This window comes from Streptomyces galbus, assembly GCF_005280195.1.
Classification (GTDB): Bacteria; Actinomycetota; Actinomycetes; order Streptomycetales; family Streptomycetaceae; genus Streptomyces; species Streptomyces galbus.
On the sequence record NZ_SZPR01000005.1, the window covers coordinates 1 to 23,070 of the forward strand.

Below are 23,070 nucleotides of genomic sequence, written 5' to 3' on the forward strand. Positions count from 1 at the left end.
GCCCGGGCCGCAGCCACCACAACGACCACGCACTCCCCCCGCAGCACGCGGGTCCGGTGCACCCAGCCCTGCTCCCCATCCCCCTCGGGAGACCACTGCGAAGCTTCGGACACCGTGGCCTGTCGCCGCGGCGGTGAACCATCACGCCCCTACCTCATGCCGACAACGTCGTGACTGGTCACGTCCTTGATCGTCATGTCCCTCATCCTGACAGCGGGGACAGCCACCGACGGTGCGTGGCAGTGCCCCGGACCGAGCATGCTCCCGTTGATGGCTCGGTGCCGAGCATGCCGCCGGTCCATGCGCGGCCGGACACCACCCTTTCCTGCATCAGGTTGCTGGGATGTGGGCGATGCCGTGGTCGCGGGAGAAGCGGTTGGCCTCCGCTGCCGAGCCGGCCATCTTGTGCAGCCATAGCCCGTAGGCGACCGAGGCCGTCTGCTCCTCGGTGAGGTACAGCCGCCACCGGCCGCTCACTCGGTCCTGCACCGCCGCGTACACCCGGGCGTCCAAACCTGGAGCAGGTGGCACCTGCAGCCGGTCGGCCAGGCCGGTGAAGACCCGCACGACGTCCATCTGCGACGGCATGAGCTCGACCAGGCGGTACTCCGGTCCCGGCGCGGCCGGGCCTGCAGCGGGCTGGGACCGGGCGTACAGCAGCAGGTCCCGGCCCTGGTCGGTGAGGCGGGCGGCCCAGCGCACCGGCCGCCCCACTCGGGCGGAGAGTTCCGCTCGGTCATCGCGCTCGGCCAGTTCCGCCAGCCCGGATGCGGCCGCCTTCAGCACGCCCTCGCGCGGAACCCCGTCCAGGTCCAGGACCCAGCCGTGCCCCGAGGCCTCCTGTCGCTCCTCCAGCACGTCCAGCAGCTCGAGCACCGCCGCCTGCTTCACCGCACCGACCCCTGCTCCTCCCCTGCCCCCGGTTGTGCCTGGATGCTCAGTTCTCCGACGGGACGCGTGCGGCGATCTCCTTGGCCAGCCGGTCCGCCCTCCGGCGACACCGGCCCGCCCTCCTGCGCCACCGTCACCAGCACCCGCAGCAGATCATGGGCTTGCTCAAGAGACAGCAGCGGAAGCCGGCTCGCTGTGGCCTCAACGGGCGCGAAGTCACTGTCCTGGAGCTCGAAAGGGTCGTAGCCTTCCACGCCTGTCCAACTCCCTCAACACCCGCCTGGTCACCCTGGGCCGGCACGCGCTGCGGCCCCGGAGGCGGGATGCCGGTCCGGGGCTGCAGAAAAGGGGTGTGGTCGTGAAGGGCGGTCGCCTACGCGGCGAAAGGCTCTGCCGGGCTTCAGCCGAACGATCGTCCCGACAGGCAACAGGTGAGGCCCGGGGACACTGTCCCTTCACCACCACGCCTCACATAACGCCGCTCACCGCGCCGTCATTCCCGGCGGGCGGGCTCCCGTCCCGGCTCGGGGGGTCACAGGACGGAAGCCCTATCCCCAGCTTCCCCCGGATCCGGCCGATCGGATGCGTTACGCGCTGCGTGGCCGCCGCGCCGCCGTCTTCTTGGCGGTAGTGGTCTTCTTGGCCGCGGTGGTCTTCGCCGGGGCCTTCTTCGCGGTCTTCTTCTTCGAGGCGGGCATCTCGTGCACGTCCGCCTCGCCCTTGTCCTCGCCGCGGGAGGCCTTCGCCTTGGCCACCGACTGCTGCAGCGCGGACATCAGGTCCAGCACCTTTGCCGGCTCCTGCGGCTCCGGGGCCTCCGGCAGGGGCCGGTCCTCCCGCTTCGCCTCGATGATCGAGGAGATGCTCGAAGTTACCCATCACGCGATGATCCAGTACCGGCTGCCCACAACCGGCGAGATCGTCCCCCTCCTGCAGATCGCCCCCTCCAAGACCGACGTCGAGCGCGTCCTGCTCGTCAGCCCGGAACTCGCCGACGTCCTGGCAACGATCATCCGCCGCGTCCGCGACCCCAAGACCGGCCTGATCCCGCTGGTCACCCGCTACGACAACCAAGAGCGCCAGTGGAATCCGCCCGCATCCGTGCTCTTCCAGTACAACCGCGGCGGCGAGCCCTCCACCCTCAACTCCCAGACCATCCGCGAAATCCTCAAGGAATCCGCCGCCAGCATGCAGCTGACTGACGCCGTCGGCGGGCCGCAGGACTTCCGCCGAATGTTCATCACCGACACCATCCGAACCGGCCTTCCGCCCCACATCGCTCAGGTCATCGCCGGCCACGCCAACATCAACACCACCATGGGCTACAACGCGGTCTACCCCACCGAGACCATCGAGGCCCACCGGGCCTTCATCACCCGCCGCCGCACCCTGCGCCCCGCCGAGGAGTACCGCACCCCCACTGATGCCGAGTGGGAAGACTTCCTCGGCCACTTCGAACGCCGCAAGCTCTCCGTCGGCACCTGTGCCCGCGCCTACGGCACCGCCTGCATCCATGAGCACGCCTGCGTCCGCTGCGCCCTGCTACGCCCCGACCCCGCCCAGCGCGGCCGACTGGTGGAAATCCGCGACAACCTGCTCGACCGGATCACCGAAGCCGAACGGGAAGGCTGGCTCGGCGAGATCGATGGGCTCCGCGTCAGTCTCGCCGGAGCCGAATCGAAGATCGCCCAGCTCGACGCCGCAGCACCCGGCGGCCCAGTGCTGCTGGGACTGCCGACGCTACGACCCACCCCGTAAGGGTGATCAAGGACGGAGGGTCGGCTGCCGAACTGCGGCCTTGGCCTCAGCCGGGGTCTGGGCCGAGTCGACGGCCTGCTCCTTGTCCCGTAGAAGCGTCGCGGCCGTCCACGCCTGTTCACCTCGTGCAGTGAAGCAGCGCCCCCGCGGGTCGGCGGCTGGTTGCCCGGCGCCGGATGGACGCAATGTGACGGGACATTCGCTGGTCAAAGTTCGGGGTGGTGCAGGGGGCGCGGAAAGACGCGGTCCCCGTGGGCGTCGAAGAGCATCAGGGCTCGCATGTCGACGAGGAGCGTGAAGCGGTCGCCAGGTCGGCAGTGCAGGTCCTGCGGTGCGCGAAGGACGAGTTCGCCGACTCCGTAGTCGTCGGGCAGGGGCGGTGCGGGCCGCGGTGGTGCGGGTGGGTGCTGCTGGAGGGCTCCGCGTAGGCGTGCGCCGATGTGGTGCAGGAGCTGGGGCAGGGCGTGCTTCTGGTGCTGGGGCTGGTCGTCTGCGGGTGCGGGGTGGGGCACGTCTGCGTGGCGTGATCCGGTGGTGACGTGGAGGAGGGTTTCGTGGCCTTGGTGCTCGACATGCGTGACCATGGCGTGCAGCCGGCGTTCGTGGGGGGCGGGGTTTCCCTCGATGCGCAGTGCTTCGGGGCGCAAGCCGATGAGGAGTGGCTGGCCTTGCAGTATGCGCAGCATGTCGTGGGCCGTTCCCTGGGGCAGGGGGAGCTCCTGGGGGCCGAGGCTGATGGTCATGTTGCTGTCGATCGGGGCGTACAGGGTGCCGTGCAGCAGGTTGATCTGGGGGGTGCCGAGGAAGGAGGCGACGAAGGCGTTGTCGGGCAGGCTGTAGAGGTCGGCGGGGGTGCCGACTTGCTGGAGGGTTCCGTTGCGCAGGACGGCGATGCGGTCGCCCAGGGCCATGGCTTCGGTCTGGTCGTGGGTGACGTAGAGGGTGGTGGCTTGTGCGCGGCGTACGACGGACAGGATTTCGGTGCGGAGCCGGACGCGCAGGCGTGCGTCGAGGCTGGCGAGTGGTTCGTCCATGAGGAAGATCGAGGGCTGGCGGATGACGGCGCGGCCCATGGCGACGCGCTGGCGCTCTCCTCCGGAGAGCTGGGCGGGGGTCCGCTGCAGCAGGGAGCGGATGCCGAGCCGCTCGGCGACGCTGTCGACGGCCCGGGCGATCTCTCGTTCTTCCTCTCCGCGTGCGGTGAGGGGGAAGGCGATGTTGTCGGCGGCGGTCATGGTGGGGTAGAGGGCGAAGTTCTGGAAGATCATGGCCACGTTGCGTTCGCTGGCGGGCAGGTCGTTGGCGGGTTGCTGGTCGAGGAGCAGGTCGCCGCTGGTGATGTCCTCGAGGCCGGCGATCATGCGGAGCAGGGTGGACTTTCCGCATCCTGAAGGCCCCAGAAGGACCAGGAATTCTCCGGGGTGCAGGTGCAGGGACACGTCGTGGACGGCTTTGTGGCCACCGGGGTAGGTCTTGCTGAGTCGGTTAAGGGTGATGGTGCTGCCCACGGGGCTGGTCTCCTGGGGTGTGCGGTGGGGTGGCGCGAAGCTGCGTGGCCGGGCGCCGGTCAGCGGGTGAGCTCGTCGGCTGTGACGGCGAGGCAGGCGGCGATCAGGACGAGGTTCTTCAGGACGTACTGGCCGTCGAGGGTGGGGATGCCGTGGTGCCACATGGCGTCCGGGAGCAGGACCAGGGAGGAGAGCACGCCGCTCATGTGCGCGTAGAAGGCGGCGAGGGCGTGGCGTAGGAGGACGCCGGTGACCAGGGCGAGTCCGATCAGCGTCTCGGCGGTGCCCAGCAACGGCAGGGACACCTGGGCGGGAACCGAGCCGCCGGTCAGCTTGGCCATGGTCCGGATGGCGATGTGCTCGGCCGGGCTGGTGGCGGGGAAGAGCTTGAGGACGCCGAACCAGCAGTAGATGACGCCTACGCTGACGCGCAGGAGGATGAGGCTGGCGGGCCGGTAGCGCTCGGCCGACCGGTGCAGCGCGGCTGCGTACCGGTGGCGGTACGGGGGTGGCGCCGAGGGGTCCTGACGGTGCGGACGGGGGTGACGGGCGCGTGCGGGCAGGGTGCCTCGGTGGGTCATCCGGCGCCTCCAGACCAGTACCGGCGCAGCGGTGGCTGCACACGGGGGACGGGGAACCGGCCCCGCGAGGTCGCGTGCGGGACGTGTGCTCGCGGGGCCGGTGTGCGGGTGCTACAGGGTGCAGGCGGACTGGGTCAGTTGAAGGTGACGTCGCTGCACAGGAAGTACTTCTGGTCCATGTGCGAGGCCTTCCAGACGGTGACCACGACGTGGCGTCCGCTGTAGCCGGAGGTGGCGACGTCGGTGACGTAGTGCGCCTGGTAGGGGTAGCGGCCGGTCCTCTTCACCAGCTCCAGGTCGTCCCAGTTGATGAGCTGGTACTCGGGGTTGAAGCCCTGCTTGGTGACGTAGACCTCCAGCCAGTCCGCGCCGTGGCGGGCCTCGTCGTAGAGGTCGACGGTGAAGTTGGAGCCGATGCTGGTGGTGATCCACGGTCCGGGCCGGTCCAGGGGGGCGTAGTTCGTCTCGCCCTGGCCGCCGGCGCTGCAGATCCGGCCGTTGGGGATGACCTGCTTGTAATTGTCGCCGGTGTTGTTGGCGTAGACGGCCTTCCAGGCCGTGATCGCGTTGGGGTTCTCGAGGTAGGTGCGGTAGCACATGGGGTCCTGGGCCTCGTCGGGCTGGTTGTAGCCCCAGCGCTGCAGGCAGCCGTAGTTGCGGGTCTGCGGGGCGATGACCGTGCCGTGGGCGGAGGCAGTCGGTGCCTGGGCCATCAGGCCCAGCAGGGTGGTGGCCAGCGCGGCGGCGCCTAACGCGGTGCGGCGGCGGGACGCTGTGGCGGGTGCGCGGTTCATGGTCGGTCTTCCTCCGTGGTTTCCGAAGAGGACACCGGTCGGCGACGCCGGCCGGTCAGGGCCTTGCGTGTGCTGGGAAGGTGCTGTTCGGGTCAGCTTTCGGGCCGGCCCACCTGCTCCTGTCTCGGGGCGGCCGCTGTGGTGGGTCGGATGAGCGCGTTCGCCGTCCAGGTGCCGGGGCCGGATGCAGCGATGAGCAGGAAGGCCCAGCAGAAGAGGGCGGCGGGCTCGCCGCCGTTCTCGATGGGGAACAGGGCGTGGGGCTGGTGCTCGACGAAATAGGCGTAGGCCATGGAGCCGGAGCAGATGACCGCTGCCGGACGGGCGCCGACGCCGAGCGCGACCAGGAGCCCTCCGGCCAGCTGGATCGCGGCGGCCCACCATCCTGGCCACTGGCCCACGGCGGGCGCCGACCCGTGAGGGCCGCCCAGGACGTCGAACAGGGTGGCTGCCCCGTGGCAGGCGAACAGGAAGCCCACCACGATCCGGTGGAGCGCGAGGACGACGGGAGCGCTGATCGCTTGGAGATTCACCGCGAGTGTCCTTCCGTGAAGCAGCGGGCGCAGGCTCTGGAGGGGGACCGGCATCCCCGCACCCTCAAGCGGGGATGCCGGCCGATCGGGGTGTACGGGCTCAGAGCCCGTAGGGTTCCGCGGGCGCCGCACGAGGAGGGCGGCGGACGGCCCAGCTGGTCGTGCGAGGCGGCTGGTTCAGCTGGTCAGAGACCACTTCTGGCTGTTCCACGTGCCGCAGTCCCACAGGTGGAGCCGTGCTCCGTCCGCGGTGCTCTGGTACTCGATGTCGAGGCAGCGCCCGGACTTGAGGTTCTTCAGGGTGCCGTTGGACTGGAAGGCCCACTTCTGGCTGTCGTAGCCGCCGCAGTCCCACAGGTGGGCCTTGGTGCCGTTGGCGGTGTTGCCGCCCTCGACGTCCAGGCACTTGCCCAGGACGCGCAGCTCGGTGCCGTTCAGGGTCCACTTCTGCCGGTCGGTGCCGGCGCAGGTGGCGAGCTGGGCGGGGGTGCCGTTGGCGCTCGCGCCGTCCTTGGCCTCGGCGCACTTGCCGCCCGCGTTGACGAGCTGCTTGCCGGTGCCGGATCCGTTGCCCGGGTCGGTGCCGCCGTCGCCGGGGTCGTCGGTGTTGGCGGTGCGGTCGAAGTAGACGAAGTCCCAGTTCTTCAGTTCGGGGACGGTGAACTTGAGGTAGGTGCCGGAGGAGTCGCTGCCGGTGGTGAAGGGCAGGTCGGCCGAGCGGCCGCCGTCGCGGTCGGGGCTGCCGATGCGCAGGGCCGCGGGGGCCTGCTGTCCGTCACGCAGGTAGTACTTGACGGGGACGTTGGTCTTGACGGGCGGGGTGGCGGTGCCGGCGTCGCGCCACTTGCCGTCGTTGCCGAGCAGGTTGATCAGGTGCAGGACGTCGGTGTCGCCGTTGCGCATCGGGTTGGTCCACACGGTGTTGCCGGAACCGTCGGTGGAGGTGTTCACGCCGTCGACGACGGTCTTGTTGGACGCGGTGTGCAGGCCGGGGCCGTAGAAGAGGTTCTCGTAACCGGTGATGACGTCGTAGTACGTCTTCTCCCAGGCCTTGAGCTCGGCGGACATGCTCTTGTCCTTGTTCAGGAAGTACTCGGTGTTGAGCATGTGGTCGTTGGGGCCGAGCTCGAGGTGGTTGGCGCCGTTGGCGGCGAACATGGCGTTGGCCAGCTGCACCGAGGTGGTGTCGAAGACGGAGTTGTTGTTCGGGGTGCTGGAGTCGGGGGTGTTGGGGCGGTTCATGTAGGCGGGGGTGATGTGCGGCTTGCCGCCGGAGGCCTGGCGCTGGCGCTCGAGGTAGTCCTTGACCGAGGCGTTGGTCTCATAGTTCGACCACAGCTCGGTGTAGAGGTAGTCGGCGTTGGACCTGGCGAGTTCGGTGTCGCCGTAGCCGTCGACGGCGTTGAAGCCGACCGCGTTGCGGCCCGCGGGCAGGGCCTGCTTGGTCTTGTTGGTCAACTGGGCGAAGCCGTTGGGGCGGTTGACCTTGTTGCCGGCCTTGTCGTACTTCTCCGACCAGTAGCCGATCTGGTCCAGGTGGGCTCCGTCGAAGCCCATGGAGTTCACCGAGTCCTGGTACTGGCCGACGATGTAGTTCTGCCAGTCGGGGTTCTCGGGGTTCATCAGGTGCAGGATCTGGTTGGGCAGCATCGGGTAGTACCACTCGTCCGTGCCGCCGGGGCTGTTGAACAGCCGCCAGTCCGGGTTGACCTGGGAGGTGTCGTAGGTGTTGAGGGCCGCGTACGACATCTGGTACGGCATGGCGGCCATGCCGCGGCTGTGCTCGGCGTCGATGTAGTTGCGGATGGTGGTGGAACTGAGGGTGTCGCCGTTCCACGCGGTCCAGGTGCCGGCGACGCCGGACCCGTCGTGCTTGACGGGCTTCTCGTGCTTCCAGAGCCAGTCGTAGTACTGCAGCGCGTTGATGTGGTAGCGCTGGGAGAGCTCGGCGATGTCGCCCTTGGCGTCGTCGGCGGAGATGTTCGTGCCGTAGTAGGCCAGGAATCCGAACCGGGGGAAGCGGGTCCAGGTGGAGGAGACGTCGATCGCCGTCTGGGTGCGGCTGGAGCCGGCCTGGATCTCGACCAGGTAGCCCTGGAAGTCGGTGGAGGGCGGCGTCACCTTCCACACGGCCCGTCCGCTGCCGTCGGCCTGCACGGTGCCGCTCTTGACGACGTCCCCGAGGTGGGTGAGCGTGAAGGTCACCGGGCCGCTGCCGTCGACCTGCGCGGTCACCGTTGCTTCCTGGCCGGGCGCGTAGCGGGACGCGTCGGTCCAGGCGTCGCTGACGGTGGCGGCGGAGGCCGGGGAGGCCGGCACAAACGCCAGCCCTGAAGCGGCCAGCACCAGGCCGACGGCCAGTGTGGTGCGCCGGACTCTGTGGTGTCGTGCTCCTGTCATATCTCCTCGCTTGGGGGAAGGGCGGCGTCCGCGCGCACCCCAGCCGCCGGACCGTCCGCGGGGCGGACGTCCGGGGTGAGCCGTGAGGGTAGGTGCACCGGCAGCGAGCCGCGGGTCTCGGCGGCAGCCGCTGGGCAACGCCGGGGTGCGGTGTGCGTGCATGCGGGTGTCACGCACACCGCACCCCTGGCGCAGAAGGGGTCGACCCCGCCGCTGTGTACGCGGTGCGGTCGCCGGTTAACGTCCCGCTATTTCTTCCTCGTGTCAACGAAATCAGCGAGATTCGTTGTCCCGGAGTGCCCGGCGGACTTCATACACGCTCGTGAGAGCCGTGAAACCGGAGTCGGGACGCCAGTCACGGTTCGGTAACGCGCCTTTTTCTTCCTTGACGCATGAAAACCTTCGGGGACACACTCCCGTCATCCGCAGGCAACCGGTCGAGCCGCACCGGCCCTGCGCCCACTGCCCAGGGGGACACGCATGGCGCTCTCCAGACGCAACCACCTCACCTTGATGCGCACCGCCGGCGACAGCGGTTCGATAGCGCTGAACCACGTCGACATCGGCTGACACGCCGTCACCCACGTCTGGAGACACCAGGGATGAGCCCTTCACCGGTCCGGTTCTCGGATCTCGTCAGCGAACAGTCCCGCGCGGAGATCTTCGCCACCGTGCTGACCTCCGGCCCGCTGTCGCGCACCCAGCTCGCCCAGCGCCTGGGCCTGGTGCCCTCCAGCGTCACCCGCATGCTTCCCCCGCTGCTCGAGCACGGCTACCTGCACGAGAGCGACACCGCCCCCAACGGGAGGGGCCGTCCGCAGAAGATGCTGCACGTCAACCCTGACAAGCACACCGTGGTCGGCATCAAGATCGGCCCCGCGCAGGTATCGGGCGTCATCACCGACATGGCCGCCAACGTCCTCGCCCGCCTCGAAGAACCCATCGCCGACCGCACCCCCGAGACGGCCCTGTCCGCTGCCGCAGCCCTGACCAGGCGCCTGCTGGCGCAGACGCCCGAGGCGGCGGACAGGGTGCTCGGCGTCGGCGTCGGCGTCAGCGGTCACGTCGACTCCGCCGCCGGTATCTGCCGCTACTCGGCCCTGCTGGACTGGAACAAGGTCGACGTGGCCGGCCCGCTGCGCGCGGCCACCGGGCTGCCGGTGGTGGTCAACAACGACGTCAACACCCTCGTGGTGGCGGAACGCTGGTTCGGTCAGGGCCGGGACGTCGACTCCTTCGCCGTCGTCACCGTCGGACCCGGCATCGGCTGCGGCCTCCTCCTGGACGGCGCCCTCTTCTCCGGCGCGACCGGCCTGGCCGGAGAGCTCGGACACCTGCCCCTGGACCCCGCCGGCCCGATGTGCAGCTGCGGGCGCCGCGGCTGCCTGGAGGCCCTCGCCGGTGACCGGGCCGTGCTGCGCCACCTCCAGGACGCCGGGGTGCCCTGCGCCACCATCACCGAGGCCATGGACATCGCCCGCTCGGGAAGCGGCTCGGCGCAGACCGTCGCCCGCTCCGCCTTCGCCGAGGCGGGCACCGCGCTGGGCCGAGGACTGGCCGGCATGTGCAACCTGCTCAACCTGCAGAAGATCATCCTCGCCGGGGAAGGCGCCGTCGCCCACGACCTGTTCGGGCCGGCCCTGAACCAGGCCCTGGAGGCCCACGCCTTCTCCACCGCCGCCCGCGACTGCGACATCCACGTCGACCCCGTCACCCACGACCTGTGGGCCCGGGGCGCCGCCTGCCTCGTCATCCGCGAGGCCGTCGGCGCCGCCATCTCCTGACCCCTGCGCCCGCCCCGGCAACCGGCCGCCCCGCAACCCGCCCCGACACACCGTCCCGGCAAGTACCCCGCATCAACGATGAGGATTCGACGTGCCCGAAAACGCGCCCAGCCCTGCCGACGCCTGGTGGAGCAACGCGGTGGTCTACCAGATCTACCCGCGCAGCTTCGCCGACTCCGACGCGGACGGCATAGGCGACTTGCAGGGCATCACCCAACGCCTCGACTACCTCTCCGAACTCGGCGTCGACGTGCTGTGGCTCTCCCCGGTCTACCCCTCCCCGCACGACGACAACGGCTACGACATCAGCGACTACCAGGACATCGACCCCCTCTTCGGCACCCTCGCCGACTTCGACCGGCTCCTGGCCTCCGTGCACGAACGCGGCATGAAGCTCGTGATGGACCTGGTCGTCAACCACACCAGCGACGAACACCCCTGGTTCACCGCCTCCCGCGACGGCGGCCCGGACGGCCCGAAGCGCGACTGGTACATCTGGCGCCCGCCCCGCAAGGGCATGCAGCCCGCGACGCCGGGAGCGGAACCGAACAACTGGGAGTCGTGGTTCTCCGGCCCCGCGTGGACGTACGACACCGCCAGCGGCGAGTACTACCTGCACACCTTCTCCCGCAAGCAGCCCGACCTGAACTGGGACAACCCCGAGGTCCGCCAGGCCGTCTACGCGATGATGCGCTGGTGGCTCGACCGGGGCGTCGACGGCTTCCGCATGGACGTCATCAACCTGATCTCCAAGGACCCGGCGCTGCCCGACGGCATCGTCCCCGAAGGCGCTCGCTACGGACTCGGCCACCCCTACTACGTGTGCGGGCCCCGCATCCACGACTACCTCGCCGAGATGCACCGCGAGGTCCTCGCCGGCCACCCGCGGCGCCTGCTCACCGTCGGGGAGATGCCCGGCGTCACGGTGGAGGAGGCCAAGCTCTTCACCGACCCCGCCCGGCGCGAACTCGACATGGTCTTCCAGTTCGAGCACGTCGGCCTCGACCAGGGCCCCGGCGGCAAGTTCGACGTCCGCCCCCTGAAGCTGACCGACCTCAAGGCCAGCCTCGGCCGCTGGCAGACCGGCCTGGGCGAGACCGGCTGGAACAGCCTGTACTGGAACAACCACGACCAGCCCCGCGTGGTCTCCCGCTTCGGCGACGACTCGCCGCTCCACCGGTACCGCTCGGCGAAACTGCTGGCCACCGTCCTGCACCTGCACCGCGGCACCCCGTACGTCTACCAGGGTGAGGAACTCGCCATGGCCAACGCGCCGTTCGGGTCGATCGACGACTTCCGTGACATCGAGTCCCTCAACCACCACCGTGACCAGCTCGCCCTCGGCGCCGACGAACAGCAGGTGCTCGACGGGCTGCGGCACCGCAGCCGCGACAACGCCCGCACCCCCATGCAGTGGGACGCCACGGACCACGCCGGCTTCACCGCCGGCACCCCGTGGATCGCGGTCAACCCCGACCACGCCGAAGTCAACGCCAAGGCGCAGCTCGCCGACCCCGACTCCGTCTTCCACTACTACCGCCGTCTGATCGCCCTGCGGCACACCGAGCCCGCCCTGACCCACGGCGACTTCCACATGCTCCACCCGGAGCACGAACAGCTCTACGCCTTCACCCGCCACGACACGGGCACCGGCACGGAACTGCTCGTCCTGGCCAACTTCGGCGCCGACGACCTCACCGTCGACCTGCCCGACGGCTGGGAAGGCACCGAGACGCTCATCGCGAACGTGCCCGCCACCTCACCCCTCACGAGCCCGCACACCCTGCAGCCGTGGGAAGCCCGCGTCCACCGCCGCCGCACCACCACCTGACGTGATCCCGCCCTGTCGCACCGACGCACATCGAGGTAACCACCATGAACAACCCGCGCACCCGCTCGAGCCTGCGCAGAAAGCCGCTCCTGCTGGCGCTCTCCGCCCTGGCCCTGCTGGCCCCGCTCACCGCCTGCGGCGGCTCCGACTCCGCTGCCGGTGACGGCAAGACCCTGCGGCTGTGGCACTACGAGGACAAGGACGGCGCCCTGGGCAAGGCGTGGGCCGCGGCCATCACCGAGTTCAAGAAGAGCCACCCGGACGTGAAGGTCGTCTTCGAGCAGAAGACGTTCGACCAGATCCAGCAGAACGCCGGGATGATCCTCAACTCCGACAAGGCGCCCGACGTCATGGAGTACAACAAGGGCAACGCCACCACCGGCCTGCTCGCCAAGCAGGGGCTGCTCACCGACCTCACCTCGGTCGTCAAGGCCCACGGCTGGGACACGAAGATCAGCGACAGCGCCTCCGTCACCGCCCGCTACGACAAGAACGGCGAGATGGGCGGCGACACGTGGTACGGCGTGCCCAACTACGGCGAGTTCGTCCTCACCTACTACAACGACGACCTCTTCAAGAAGTACCACGTCACCAAGCCCACCGACTTCAACAGCTTCGAAGCCGCCCTGGCCAAGTTCAAGGCCGCCGGCGTCACCCCCCTCGCCAACGCGGGCAACGACCACCCCGCCATGCACTGGCTCTACCTGCTCGCCCTGTCCAAGGCCGATCAGAAGTGGGTCGACGACTACCAGCGCTACCAGGGCAAGGTCGACTTCCACGGCCCCGAGATGACCTACGCCGTCGACAAGTTCAAGGAATGGGTCGACAAGGGCTACTTCGACAAGAAGGACGTCGGCCTCAAGGGCACCGACATGACCGAGCAGTTCGTCTCCCAGAAGCGCCCCATCATGGTCGGCGGCAACTGGTGGTTCGGCGGCCTGACCACCGACATCAAGGACTTCCAGTGGTCCACCGCCCCCTACCCGGGCAGCAAGATGACCCTCGGCGCCGGCGGCAACAACTGGGTCATCCCCACCAAGGCGAAGAACAAGAAGCTCGCCGAGGACTTCATCGACATCACCATGTCACCCAAGATCCAGAAGCTCATCGGTGAAGAGGGCAACGTCCCCCTCGCCGCCAAGCCCGACGAGATCACCAACCCCAAGTCCCGGCAGCTCATCAACGCCTTCGACCAGGACCAGGCCAGCGGCGGCCTGGCCTTCTACCCCGACTGGCCCGTCGCCGGCTACTTCGACACCTGGCTGGCCGCCACCCAGAACCTCATGAACGGCGGCAAGACCGACGCCGTCCTCGACCAGCTCGCCGCGCCCTACGAGAAGTACACCGCGACCCGGCACTGAGCCTGCCCCCGGGGACGACGTCCCGGGCCCACCGGGCCGTCGTCCCGCCCCTCTAGGAGCAACAGTGAAAACCACACGTCACCCGCGGTCCACGGGGTACGCCGTCTTCCTCGCACCCGGCCTCCTGCTGGCCCTGGTCTTCCTCGTCGTCCCGCTGGTGATGACCTTCTACTACAGCCTCACCGCCTGGCAGGGCATCGGCGATCCCACCTTCACCGGCCTGGACAACTACACCCGGCTCTTCCAGGACGCCGACTTCTGGGCCTCCTTCCGCAACATCGCCTTCGTCATCATCGGCATCGCGGTCGTACCGACCCTGCTGGGCCTGTTCCTGGCAGCCCTGCTCTTCGACTACATCGGCAAGAAACACGGCGACGGCCTCGTCGGCATCTTCCGCTCCGGCCTCTACCTCCCCCAGGTCATCCCCGTCGCCGTGACCGGGCTGATGTGGGGCTGGATCCTCGCCCCCGAAGGCGCCGTCAACAGCCTCCTGGACAAGATCGGCCTCGGTTCCCTGGCCGAGAACTGGCTCGGCGACCCCGACCTCGCCCTCTGGGTCGTCCTGGGGGTCCTGGTCTGGATGCAGCTCGGCTATCCCCTGGTCCTGTTCCTGTCCGGCCTGCAGCGCATCGACCCCGAGCTCTACGAGGCCGCCTCCCTGGACGGCGCCACCTGGTGGCAGCGCTTCACCCGCATCACCGTGCCGATTCTGCGCCCCGAGGTCTACGTCGTCCTGGTCACCACCACCATCGCCGGCCTGAAGGTCTTCGCCCAGATCTTCGTCCTCACCGGCGGCGGCCCCGGGAACTCCACCCTCGTACCCGCCTACTTCGCCTACCAGAACTTCTTCGAACGCGCCGACGTCGGCTACGGATCCGCGATCTCCAGCACCATCACCCTGCTCGTGCTGATCATCGCCGGGACGATGCTCACCCGCCAGGCCCGCGAGGACGGATGACCATGACCACCGACACCACCACCCCGCCCCGCACGCACAAGACGACAGCCCCGGGCCACGCCGCACCCCGACGCACCAAGCGCCGCACCGCGGGCAAGCGCCGCAGCGCCGGCTCCTACGCCGTCGTGGCCGCGGTCACCGTCTTCGTCCTGGCCTTCCTCGCCCCGTTCGCGATCATCCTGCTCAACTCCTTCAAGACCAGCGCCGACTACCGCTCCCACGGCTCACTGTCCTGGCCCGAGCACTGGAACTGGGACATCATCAGCGACGTCTGGCAGCGCGTCGACTTCACCCAGAAACTGATCAACAGCATCGAGATCAGCCTCGGGGTCGTCCTCATCGCCGTCGTCCTCGCCCTCTTCAACGCCTACGCCATCGGCATCGGCCGTATCCGCTGGCGCACCGCGTTCCTGGTCTTCTTCCTCGGCGTCAACGTCCTGCCGCAGGAGGGCCTGGTCTACCCCATCTACTACCTGTTCAAGGAGATGGGCCTGTACGACGGCAAGCTCGGTTACACCATCCTGGTGGGCGTCACCTACAGCGCGTTCGGCACCTACCTGCTGTCCTCCGTCTTCAGCAGCTTCCCCCGCGAACTCATCGAAGCCGCCTCCCTCGACGGCGCCGGCCGCTGGACCATCCTGTGGCGCATCATCCTGCCCATGAGCTGGCCCACCCTGTCGGTGATGTGCGTGTTCTTCTTCGTCTGGAGCTGGAACGAGTTCCTCTACCCCCTCGTCCTGCTCATCTCCAACGACAACCAGACCGTCCCCCTCGGCCTGTCCGTCATGCAGGGCCAGTACACCAGCGACCCCACCGCCATGAGCGCCGCCGCCCTCCTCGGCGTCATCCCGATGATCGTCTTCTTCCTCGTCTTCCAGCGCTCCCTCACCCGCGGAGTCACCGCAGGAGCCGTGAAATAGCCCGCCCTGCGGACCACGACGACCCCGGATCCGGCACGCACAGCCCCGCTGCCGGATCCGGGGTTCACCCATGCTCCGCCCACACCACCGGCAACCCGCGAAGCCGAACTAGCCCCGTGACTTCCTCCGGACGTAGGCCGCAATCGGCGCAGCTCATGCAGGCTTAGTTCAGAGAAGTGACCAGGCCGAACGAGATGGCGCCGGACCAGATGGTTCGGGGCATGGCACTCCTCCGCAGTCACCCCGAGCACTACCAGCGTACGAAGGCCGGCACCATCCGGCACTCCTAGGCCGGCTCAGCAGCGTGGCCGCGGTGTGGCTAGCCACCGGGTCCTGGGCGGCAGCAGCGCTGAGGGGCCGGTCACCGCCTGGAGCACCTCGCCCGGGATCTGCTCGCGAAATGCCGTGAACGCGGCCGACAACCTTCGGCGGTGCGGCTGCGCTGGGGGCCTACCGGGCGAGCGTGACGGCGACCGGCACGTTAGAGCAGCGGCTGAGGATGTCTGTCAGGGCAGCCGTTTCCGCTTCGTCGGCGGTCAGGCGCCAGCGAAGTTTGTCGGCGATCCAGTCGGTGGCGTACTGGCAGCGGTAGCCCTCGGCCGGGGGCATCCAGGTGGTGGGGTCCTGGTCCGCCTTCGACCGGTTCGAGGCGGCCGACACCGCGATCAGTGCGCGGTCGTCGCCCAGGTCGTTGGCGTACGCCTCGCGTTCGGCGGCTGACCAGGTCGAGGCGCCGGAGTCCCAGGCTTCGGCGAGCGGGACCAGGTGGTCGATGTCCAGGCCGGTCGGGCCCTGGATGTAGCGGTCGTCGTAGGGCGAGTACCACTGGCCCCCTGACAGGGCGCAGCGCGGTCCTTGCTCGGGGGCGATGACGGCCTCTGCCTTGAGGACTTCGGCGCGGGTGGTGCAGCCGTCCCGGTCCGCGTCGACCCAGTGCTTGAACGCCGTGCGCTCGTATCCGGTGCGGTCCTCGCCGGCCACCGGAATCTGGGTCAGTGCCTCGCGCACGGGCAGGGTCACCGTCTGGCCGGGGTCGCGGAGCAGGGCGGAGGCCGGGGCGGCGTGGGCGGTGGCGGGGGCGGGGAGCAGTACGGCCGCGAGAGCGGCGGCAGCTGAGAAGGTACGGGCAAAGCGCACGAGTGTGTCCTTAACGGAGATCACCGACTGGTCGGGATCTTCGTAGCGGTTGTGCACAGCAACCCGCCCGAGGACGGCGGTGGCTCTACCCGATCGAGGGGTAAGTGCGATGGTCAGCGCGCCGACGCGGCCCGCCCATCAAGGCGTGCATGGGCAGGGGGCGGCTGCACTTCGCTTGCACCAGTACGTGGCCTCCTACTGCGGCCGTATCTCTTCGACCGACGTCTAGCAGCGTCGCTGGCGTGATTGGCATTCGCCACCCCTGAGCGGAGGATCGTTTCTGGCGAAAAACCTGACGGTCCGTCAAATCTATTGTGCTTGACGGAGGCGCCTGAGACGACCGCCTGAGGCGATGCCTGCGAGGCGCTCCTCAGCTTGTCCCCCGCTGGTGATTACGCCGTAATCACCAGTCGTGCGAACCGTCGCGTTCGTGCGGCTCCTCGTTAGGGATGTATTCGCGCCGCCGGGAGCTGACCGCCCTCGGGTGGCCGGGTGGGTGCTGGGTGACTGGCACGGCGTGGCACTGCTGTGGACCCGGGTATGGCAGAGGGCCAGCCTCCGGTGGGAGGTCTGGCCCTCTGCCATGCCGGCTAAGCAGTGCTTGCCCCAGGAAGCGATTGCGTGGGTTGGTTCATGCTCGGCATTAACCTGCCTGCACGGACTGGCTGTCCTTGTGCTGGATGAGCAGGGTCAGCATCTTGTCGAACTCCGCTGGCGGCATCCTGCGGATCAAGAAGTATGCAGCTTCAGAGCCATTGTCGTAGGGGAACTTCTTGGGTTGTGTGCCCTGCGTGCCAGTCGTCGTCTCGGTGGCGTTGGCCTGGTAGGGGACAGATGGCGCAGTCTCAGGCGCGTTACTGTCCTGCTCCTCCCCCAGAGCCATCGGTGTCTGCGGCGCTGGCTCATCGGTGGCTGCCGGAGCTTGCGGTGCCGACGAAGCACCAACTTCTCCCCCGTGGGCGATTACGGCGTAATCACCTGCAGGAGAACCGTCTGCGCTGGCCTGTTGCTCGATCGATGGCGCCTGCTGCGCACTGGTCGTGCGGGCCTTCTCTTGTTCCTTGCGGGCCCGTTGCGCCTTCAACTCCTCCAAGGCGGCTTCTTGTTGGTCAGCTGGTTTGTTGCCGACTGCGCGGAGGAGATCGATGGGCTCTGCGCCGATGCGGGTCTGCAGCTCCGGAGTCAGATTGAGCAGGGCGAGGCGCTGGGATACCCATCCTTGCGAGCGGTGGAGGCGCTTGGCGAGTGCGCGCTGGCTGCCGTGGATGGCCAGCAGCCGCTGCAGAGCGCGTGCCTCGTCGATCTCATCGAGGTCTTGTCGGTGGATGTTGGCGACGAGGGCGGACTCGAGGAGTTCCTCGGAGGTGGATCCCTGGTCGTCGCTGACCATGACCTTGATGGTGGCGAGCCCGGCTTCGCGGGCAGCCGCGAGTCGGCTGCTGCCGTCGACTACGACGTGAGTGGTGTCCGGCTCGAGGGCAGCTTCTTGGGTGGGGTTGGCCTTGAGGTAGGCGTCACGGTTCATGACCGTGATTGCCTGCTTCTGCCCGTGGGTTTTCAGGCTGCCGGCGAGGTCGGTCAGGTCTCCGAGCGTGGAGCGCGGGTTGTCCGGGTTGGGGCTGATCCGGTGAACGGGAAGCTCTGTGGGGTCTCCCACGCCCTCGGTGGGCACCCCGGTGGCGGCGGCCACAGCCTGGCGGCGTGCGCTGACTGGTCGCACTCCCCCGCCGAAGCGGCCGCTGCCCAGCTGGTCGGCCTTGCTCACAACACCTCCCTGGCGAGGGCTCGCATGCCGACGGCCTGCTGTGATTTGGGTGCGTAGGACAGCAGGGGTTTCTTCACTCGGACGGCTTCCTTCTGTTCCTTGAGGTCTCCGATGAGGCCGATGACGCGCGGATCCTTTATGTCGACCCATCCCTGGAGCGATGAGGTGGCGATGTAGCCGCGGCGGGAGTCGTAGAGGTTGACGACGATGCCGAGGTAGTCGATGTCGACCTGGAGGTCGCCACGGAGGTCGTCGATCTGGGTGGTGAGGAGTTCGTAGGCGTCGGCGGAGCTGTCCTCGGCTTGCACGACGATCAGGGCACCGGATTGGCCGGGCTTCTCACCGTCTCGGCGGCGGCCGTAGTAGGCGGCAGCGTCCATGCTGAGGCCGAGGCTGGGCGGGCAGTCGACGATGATTACGTCGTAATCGGCTTCCAGCGGCGCGAGTGCCCTTTCGAGGGCGGCTTCCCGGGCGCGTACTGCGGACAGGCGCACGTCGAGGAGAAAGGCGTCGTTGCAGGCCGGGAGTAGGTGGAGCCTGCCCGCGAAGCTTTCGTCGTCGACGGAGACGATGAGGTCGCGGAGCTCGCCCTTGGGGTCGCCTGCCATGTGGTTGGTGAGGCTGTCCCCGTTCATCGGCAGGGGCGAGGCGCCCAGCTGGTTGGTCAGGTGGCACTGCGGATCGAAGTCGACCAGCAGAACCTTCAGGCCGGGCCCGGGCAGGTTCTCGATCTCCAGTGGGTCGTCCGCGGACGCTTCATTGCCGTCCTGCGTCTCGCTCTGCCTTAGCGCCCGGGTGAGCGCCTTGGCCACGCGTACGGGGTGCAGTGCGTTGGAGTCTTCGGCCAGCGCTTCTCCGAGGCCTGCGGTGATCGCGGTCTTGCCGACACCGCCCTTCTGGTTGCAGACGATGATGCGGCGGGTGATCTCCGGCCGCTCCACGTTCGGTGCGGGATGGGTGTCGAGCCAGAGTTGGATGGACTGGGCGAGTCCTTGGATGAGGGAAACGCGGCGGTCGGTCGCGATCTGCCGGAACTCTTCCCACTGGCCGGGAGGCAGGAACGTTGAGAACGAGTCGGCGCCGGCGGTGTCGACGGTCGCGGCTGTGGAAGCCAGGCTGCACCAGTCCTTGATGCCCTGTTCCACTGCTGCCTGGATCTCGATACCGCGCTGGGCGGCTCGGATTTTGAGGTTCTGCCGGAGCCATCCCGGCAGTTTGGAGACGACCTTCTCGCGGTCGCTGGAAGAGGCTGGCGAACTCATGAGGACACCATACTAACGTCCTTGATCCTTCGGGCAGCTGACACGTTAGTTAGGCATCATCGGTGCACCCTTTGCACCGGTCACGGAGGTGATTACGGCGTAATCACACGCCACTGACTGTCCATCACCGCCGCGTCGCTACTGAAGCTGCATCCACTTCGGGCTGAATCGGCCGCGCACGGACGCACGCTGCCATCCCGCCATGGTCACCATCATCGGCATCGTGGGCCTGTGGCTCCTGCTGCCGGCCCTCTCGCCGCTGCTCGACACCATGCCCCCGAAAAGGGCGCCGACGAAACCGTCCTGACGACGCCCAAAGGAGTTCGGGATGAGGCTCGACTGGCTGGCCGCGATCAGTGTGCTCGCCGTCGTGATGGCGGTCTTCACGCCGCACGTACTGCGCACCGAATCGACGTGGCAAGCCGCGGCCTACCTGGTCAACTCACCGGCCTTGCCACGCTCATCCGCGCAGAGCTGCTGCTCCGCCGCCTCGAATGACTCGCGAACAGCGATGCCTCCGAGATCTGATCCGCCTGCCAGGATCCCGTGCCCGGGGTCCGGCTCTTCCGGCCCGCCTTCGAAGTGGAGAACTAGGGTCCGTCTTCAAACGGATCTTGTCCAGCAGGAACGACGCGAGCGTGACCGCCGCTTCGTAGGAAGTGGCGGTCTTCTCGTATCTGGTGGCGATCCCGCGGAAGCCCTTGAGCCGGTTGAAGCAGCGCTCGATCATGTTGCGCCGCCGGTAGGTCTCCTGGTCGAATCCTGGCGGTCGGCCGCCGTGGCAACCGCGCCTCAGGCCCGCCGCTGGTCGGTCTTCTCGGGGATGGTGTGGGCAATGCCGCGTTTTCGCAGGTAGGCACGGAAGCCGCGGGAGCTGTAGGCCTTGTCTGCGATGACCTGGTCGGGCCTGCACCGAGGTCGGCCAGTGCCGGTGCGGGGGACGCGGATCCGTTCCAGCAGAGGGCGTGTGCAGACACTGTCGTGGCGTTGGCCGGGCGTCACCAGGATCGCGAGCGGGCGGCCCTTGCCGTCGCAGGCGAGGTGGACCTTGGTGGTCAGTCCTCCTCGGGATCGGCCGAGGGCGTGATCGTCCGGTTCGTCCGGCCGGTGCCGCCCCCTTTTCGGCCTGTGGCGGCGGCGTGCTGGTGGGCGCGGACGATGGTGGAGTCGATCTGGACCAGCCAGTCGATGTCGCCGGCTGCGTCGGCCTGGGCCTGGATCTGCTGCAGGGCTCGGGTGAACACCCCGTCCAGGGCGTAGCGGCGGAAGCGGGTGTAGACCGTCTGCCACGACCTGTAGCGTTCCGGCAGGTCACGCCAGGAGATCCCGGTGCGGATCTTGTAGACCATCCCGTTGATGACCTGCCGATCCTCCACGCGAGGCCGGCCCGTCGTGGCCCGGGGTATCGGCGGAGCGAGTAACTCCCACTCCTGGTCGGTGAGTTCATGACGACGTATCACAACGCCATGATCCACCACCCAGATGATCTTTGAAGACGGACCCTAGCGTGCTCGACAACCTGGTGGCAGTGGTCACCGGCAAGCACCAGGACCGCTTGGTCAAAGCCGCCGCAGGGCCCGCAGCTAGCGCTCGTGCTCCTCAAGCTTCGCAGCGCGCGCGGCTACTCCGTCGCCCACCCCCCACGAGCGGACGGTCTACCAGCGTGTTTACGACGCTGCCGCTGCGGTGCTGGGTCAGGTGGATCTCAAGGAAGCGGGGGGCAAGCCGATCCCGCCCATCGTCATCGACGCACGTCTCGGCTCCGAGTAGGGCACGAGGCGAAGTCGGGAAAGCGCAAGGGCCGCCCGGCTTCCCGGGCGGCCCTTGTCTGAGGTCCCGGTGCGGACATCGCCGTCCGCACCGAGAAGATGCGCGTCGCGGGCGTCACGTGACAGGGTCGGCTGTGATCACGAACATCTGAAGGTTATGGGCGGCACGTCGTCAGTGGCAACACCAGCAAGACAGCCGCAGACGTCGGCCGGTATGGCGATGGCCGAGAAGATCAGTGTCTTCTGAATTGCTTCCTTCACCTGAGTCCTCTCGTCCGAGCTGGGGGCCGGTGATCACGATCGGTACAACGACGCACCATGGGGCAATCGCCTGCCGCACGCATGGATGAGGCTGTGCCCGGCCGAGAGGACCGAGCACAGCCTGGTGCAGGAACACATCAACGTCGTCGCCGAAAGTGTCACCGCCCATCCGGGAACACACTCAGTTCCGCTTGTGACCCCGTCTCCTCATGACGAAGAAGATGATGAGGAAGAAGAGAACGGCGCTGCCCCCTCCTGCGTATGCGGGCCAGTCGGATGCGCTGCCTGCAGCGAGGGAAACGGCCTGATCATGCAAGGCGCTGCCGCTGTAAGGCTGCCTCATGAACGGACTCACTGGCCACGCCGGCGACGCAGGTAGTCGCGAAATCCGGTTCCCTGCATCCACATGGCCAGCCCGGCAAGCAGGGCTACACCGACAATGGCCAGCGCCAGGACGACACCATGCATGGGTGGTACCTCTCTCCTTCTTCGATTACAGGGACTTCACTACGTCGATGACGTCTTTCGCCTTCATGACCGCGTCGATGGCGTCAGAGGCGGAAGATCCGTCCTCGCCGCCGTAATCACCGAGCAGCTCGAGGCCCACGTCAGCTGCGCAGCCCGACGCGAAGGCGCCTGCAGCGCCCACGCCGGTTTCGGACACACCGGTGTAGAGGCCCACCACGACGGACTGGGCCCCGCCCTTCAGACACGTCTCGCCGTACTTCGCCCAAGCGACCAGCCCGCTCGGATCGATCCGGTTGACCGGGTCGCCCTCGGCGTACAGGTAGGGGTTCTTCTCCTGGCCCGACGGGTCGGGCTGGGTGAAGCGGCCGATGTTGGCGTCGTAGTAGCGGGCCTGCAGGTGGTAGAGACCGGTGGGGTCCTGGTAGTTGCCCGCGAAGCGGTAGGGCTGGGCCACCGGTTCGCTCGACTGGGCCAGGAGGCGGACGCCGCGGGGGCTGTAGGTGTAGGTGTCGACCTTGTTGCCGTCCACGTCCACCAGGCCGATCACCGAGCCGATCGCGTCGGTGAGGTAGTAGTAGCTCCTGCCCCCGGTCGTCATGGAGTTCAATGTGCCCCCGGGTTCGCGGTTGAAGCCCTTGTCCACACCGGCAGTTGACGTCGCGGACAGGCCGAGCGGACCGTTGTGGAAGAGCGTGTCGCCGAGCTTGATGCGTTCGCTCTGGTCGGTGGAGCCGTACTGCCCCGCATAGGTCTTGGCGTTGACCGTGATCGACGACATCTGGGAGTGGTCAGTCCAGGTCTCGCCGGTGCGCAGGTAGTCGTCGGTGGAGGAGCCCGCGGTCTCGTTGCCGACCGCGTCGTAGGACCAGGGGCCGCTGGAGCTGGACTTGGAGGTCAGTTCCTGGGCGTCGTTGTAGGTGTAGGTGGTGCCGCGCGGGCAGCCGGGGTCGTTGCCCTGGGAGGTGAGGTTGCCGGCCAGGTCGTAGCAGTACTGCCAGGAGTCGACGGTGCTGCCGGCCTTCTCCTCCTTGGCGTAGGAGAAGCGGCCCGCGCCGTCGTAGCTGTAGGTGCGCTTGCGGCCGGTGACGT

General features: G+C 68.2%; 18 protein-coding genes and 1 pseudogene. 6 read left to right on the top strand and 13 right to left on the bottom strand.

Annotation, left to right across the window (positions count from 1 at the left end):
- Positions 1-330 precede the first annotated feature (330 nt).
- From E4U92_RS36460 to E4U92_RS36465, 3 genes are all read right to left on the bottom strand, one after another.
- Complete coding sequence (locus tag E4U92_RS36460; RefSeq protein WP_229863510.1) at positions 331-891, bottom strand: DUF6417 family protein; 561 nt, start codon at positions 889-891, stop codon at positions 331-333.
- Positions 888-1,145, bottom strand: a complete 258-nt coding sequence (locus E4U92_RS03330) for a DUF6417 family protein (RefSeq protein ID WP_229863508.1) — start codon at positions 1,143-1,145, stop codon at positions 888-890. Before E4U92_RS03330 ends, E4U92_RS36460 begins: the two co-directional genes overlap by 4 nt.
- 333 nt (positions 1,146-1,478) lie before the next feature.
- Positions 1,479-1,679, bottom strand: coding sequence for a hypothetical protein (locus E4U92_RS36465; RefSeq protein ID WP_229863506.1), 201 nt, complete (start codon positions 1,677-1,679; stop codon positions 1,479-1,481).
- Positions 1,680-1,740: 61 nt separating this feature from the next.
- Between E4U92_RS36465 and E4U92_RS03335 the strand changes: the two genes are divergently transcribed.
- Positions 1,741-2,649 (top strand): site-specific integrase, encoded by a 909-nt coding sequence (locus tag E4U92_RS03335; RefSeq protein ID WP_229863504.1) that lies wholly within the window; start codon positions 1,741-1,743, stop codon positions 2,647-2,649.
- A 206-nt stretch (positions 2,650-2,855) separates the two neighbouring features.
- Here E4U92_RS03335 and E4U92_RS03340 read toward each other — a convergent pair whose 3' ends face one another.
- The 5 genes from E4U92_RS03340 to E4U92_RS03360 all read right to left on the bottom strand — a co-directional run bounded on the left by E4U92_RS03340 (position 2,856) and on the right by E4U92_RS03360 (position 8,465).
- Positions 2,856-4,157 (bottom strand): ABC transporter ATP-binding protein, encoded by a 1,302-nt coding sequence (locus E4U92_RS03340; RefSeq protein ID WP_137298728.1) that lies wholly within the window; start codon positions 4,155-4,157, stop codon positions 2,856-2,858.
- A gap of 59 nt (positions 4,158-4,216) precedes the next feature.
- On the bottom strand, positions 4,217-4,738 hold the full coding sequence (locus E4U92_RS03345; RefSeq protein ID WP_229863502.1) for a hypothetical protein: 522 nt from the start codon (positions 4,736-4,738) through the stop codon (positions 4,217-4,219).
- A gap of 134 nt (positions 4,739-4,872) precedes the next feature.
- On the bottom strand, positions 4,873-5,532 hold the full coding sequence (locus E4U92_RS03350; RefSeq protein ID WP_137298729.1) for a lytic polysaccharide monooxygenase auxiliary activity family 9 protein: 660 nt from the start codon (positions 5,530-5,532) through the stop codon (positions 4,873-4,875).
- Between the two features lie 92 nt (positions 5,533-5,624).
- Positions 5,625-6,065 carry a DoxX family protein gene (locus tag E4U92_RS03355; protein ID WP_229863500.1) on the bottom strand — a complete coding sequence of 147 codons (441 nt, stop codon included), beginning with the start codon at positions 6,063-6,065 and terminating at the stop codon, positions 5,625-5,627.
- A 177-nt stretch (positions 6,066-6,242) separates the two neighbouring features.
- On the bottom strand, positions 6,243-8,465 hold the full coding sequence (locus E4U92_RS03360) for a glycoside hydrolase family 66 protein (RefSeq protein ID WP_168725023.1): 2,223 nt from the start codon (positions 8,463-8,465) through the stop codon (positions 6,243-6,245).
- A 602-nt stretch (positions 8,466-9,067) separates the two neighbouring features.
- Here E4U92_RS03360 and E4U92_RS03365 point away from each other — a divergent pair.
- The 5 genes from E4U92_RS03365 to E4U92_RS03385 all read left to right on the top strand — a co-directional run bounded on the left by E4U92_RS03365 (position 9,068) and on the right by E4U92_RS03385 (position 15,319).
- The gene (locus E4U92_RS03365; RefSeq protein ID WP_137298732.1) at positions 9,068-10,249 is read left to right on the top strand and encodes an ROK family transcriptional regulator; all 1,182 of its coding nucleotides are present in this window, start codon (positions 9,068-9,070) and stop codon (positions 10,247-10,249) included.
- Positions 10,250-10,340: 91 nt separating this feature from the next.
- On the top strand, positions 10,341-12,080 hold the full coding sequence (locus E4U92_RS03370) for an alpha-glucosidase (RefSeq protein ID WP_137298733.1): 1,740 nt from the start codon (positions 10,341-10,343) through the stop codon (positions 12,078-12,080).
- Between the two features lie 44 nt (positions 12,081-12,124).
- Entirely contained in the window at positions 12,125-13,441 is a 1,317-nt protein-coding gene (locus E4U92_RS03375; protein ID WP_137298734.1) for an ABC transporter substrate-binding protein, read from the top strand.
- A gap of 64 nt (positions 13,442-13,505) precedes the next feature.
- Positions 13,506-14,399 carry a carbohydrate ABC transporter permease gene (locus E4U92_RS03380; protein WP_229863496.1) on the top strand — a complete coding sequence of 298 codons (894 nt, stop codon included), beginning with the start codon at positions 13,506-13,508 and terminating at the stop codon, positions 14,397-14,399.
- A gap of 2 nt (positions 14,400-14,401) precedes the next feature.
- Positions 14,402-15,319, top strand: coding sequence for a carbohydrate ABC transporter permease (locus E4U92_RS03385; protein WP_137298735.1), 918 nt, complete (start codon positions 14,402-14,404; stop codon positions 15,317-15,319).
- A gap of 450 nt (positions 15,320-15,769) precedes the next feature.
- Here E4U92_RS03385 and E4U92_RS03390 read toward each other — a convergent pair whose 3' ends face one another.
- The 5 genes and pseudogenes from E4U92_RS03390 to E4U92_RS03415 form a co-directional block, all read right to left on the bottom strand.
- Positions 15,770-16,456, bottom strand: a complete 687-nt coding sequence (locus E4U92_RS03390) for an HNH endonuclease family protein (protein WP_137298736.1) — start codon at positions 16,454-16,456, stop codon at positions 15,770-15,772.
- A 643-nt stretch (positions 16,457-17,099) separates the two neighbouring features.
- Positions 17,100-18,221, bottom strand: a complete 1,122-nt coding sequence (locus E4U92_RS03395; RefSeq protein WP_137298737.1) for a ParB/RepB/Spo0J family partition protein — start codon at positions 18,219-18,221, stop codon at positions 17,100-17,102.
- On the bottom strand, positions 18,218-19,483 hold the full coding sequence (locus E4U92_RS03400; protein ID WP_137298738.1) for a ParA family protein: 1,266 nt from the start codon (positions 19,481-19,483) through the stop codon (positions 18,218-18,220). Before E4U92_RS03400 ends, E4U92_RS03395 begins: the two co-directional genes overlap by 4 nt.
- Positions 19,484-20,150: 667 nt before the next feature.
- Positions 20,151-20,940 (bottom strand): annotated as a pseudogene (locus E4U92_RS03405) (IS5 family transposase); the annotation flags it as partial.
- Positions 20,941-22,006: 1,066 nt separating this feature from the next.
- On the bottom strand, positions 22,007-23,070 hold a 1,064-nt coding region (locus E4U92_RS03415), incomplete at its 5' end, for an RHS repeat-associated core domain-containing protein (RefSeq protein ID WP_137298739.1).

Bases quoted from the DNA above. Each gene is read 5' to 3' on its own strand.
- E4U92_RS03360 (WP_168725023.1), bottom strand. From the start codon at position 8,465: ATGACAGGAGCACGACACCACAGAGTCCGGCGCACCACACTGGCCGTC.
- E4U92_RS03400 (WP_137298738.1), bottom strand. From the start codon at position 19,483: ATGAGTTCGCCAGCCTCTTCCAGCGACCGCGAGAAGGTCGTCTCCAAA.
- E4U92_RS03365 (WP_137298732.1), top strand. From the start codon at position 9,068: ATGAGCCCTTCACCGGTCCGGTTCTCGGATCTCGTCAGCGAACAGTCC.
- E4U92_RS03375 (WP_137298734.1), top strand. From the start codon at position 12,125: ATGAACAACCCGCGCACCCGCTCGAGCCTGCGCAGAAAGCCGCTCCTG.
- E4U92_RS03335 (WP_229863504.1), top strand. From the start codon at position 1,741: ATGATCGAGGAGATGCTCGAAGTTACCCATCACGCGATGATCCAGTAC.
- E4U92_RS03345 (WP_229863502.1), bottom strand. From the start codon at position 4,738: ATGACCCACCGAGGCACCCTGCCCGCACGCGCCCGTCACCCCCGTCCG.
- E4U92_RS03385 (WP_137298735.1), top strand. From the start codon at position 14,402: ATGACCACCGACACCACCACCCCGCCCCGCACGCACAAGACGACAGCC.
- E4U92_RS03350 (WP_137298729.1), bottom strand. From the start codon at position 5,532: ATGAACCGCGCACCCGCCACAGCGTCCCGCCGCCGCACCGCGTTAGGC.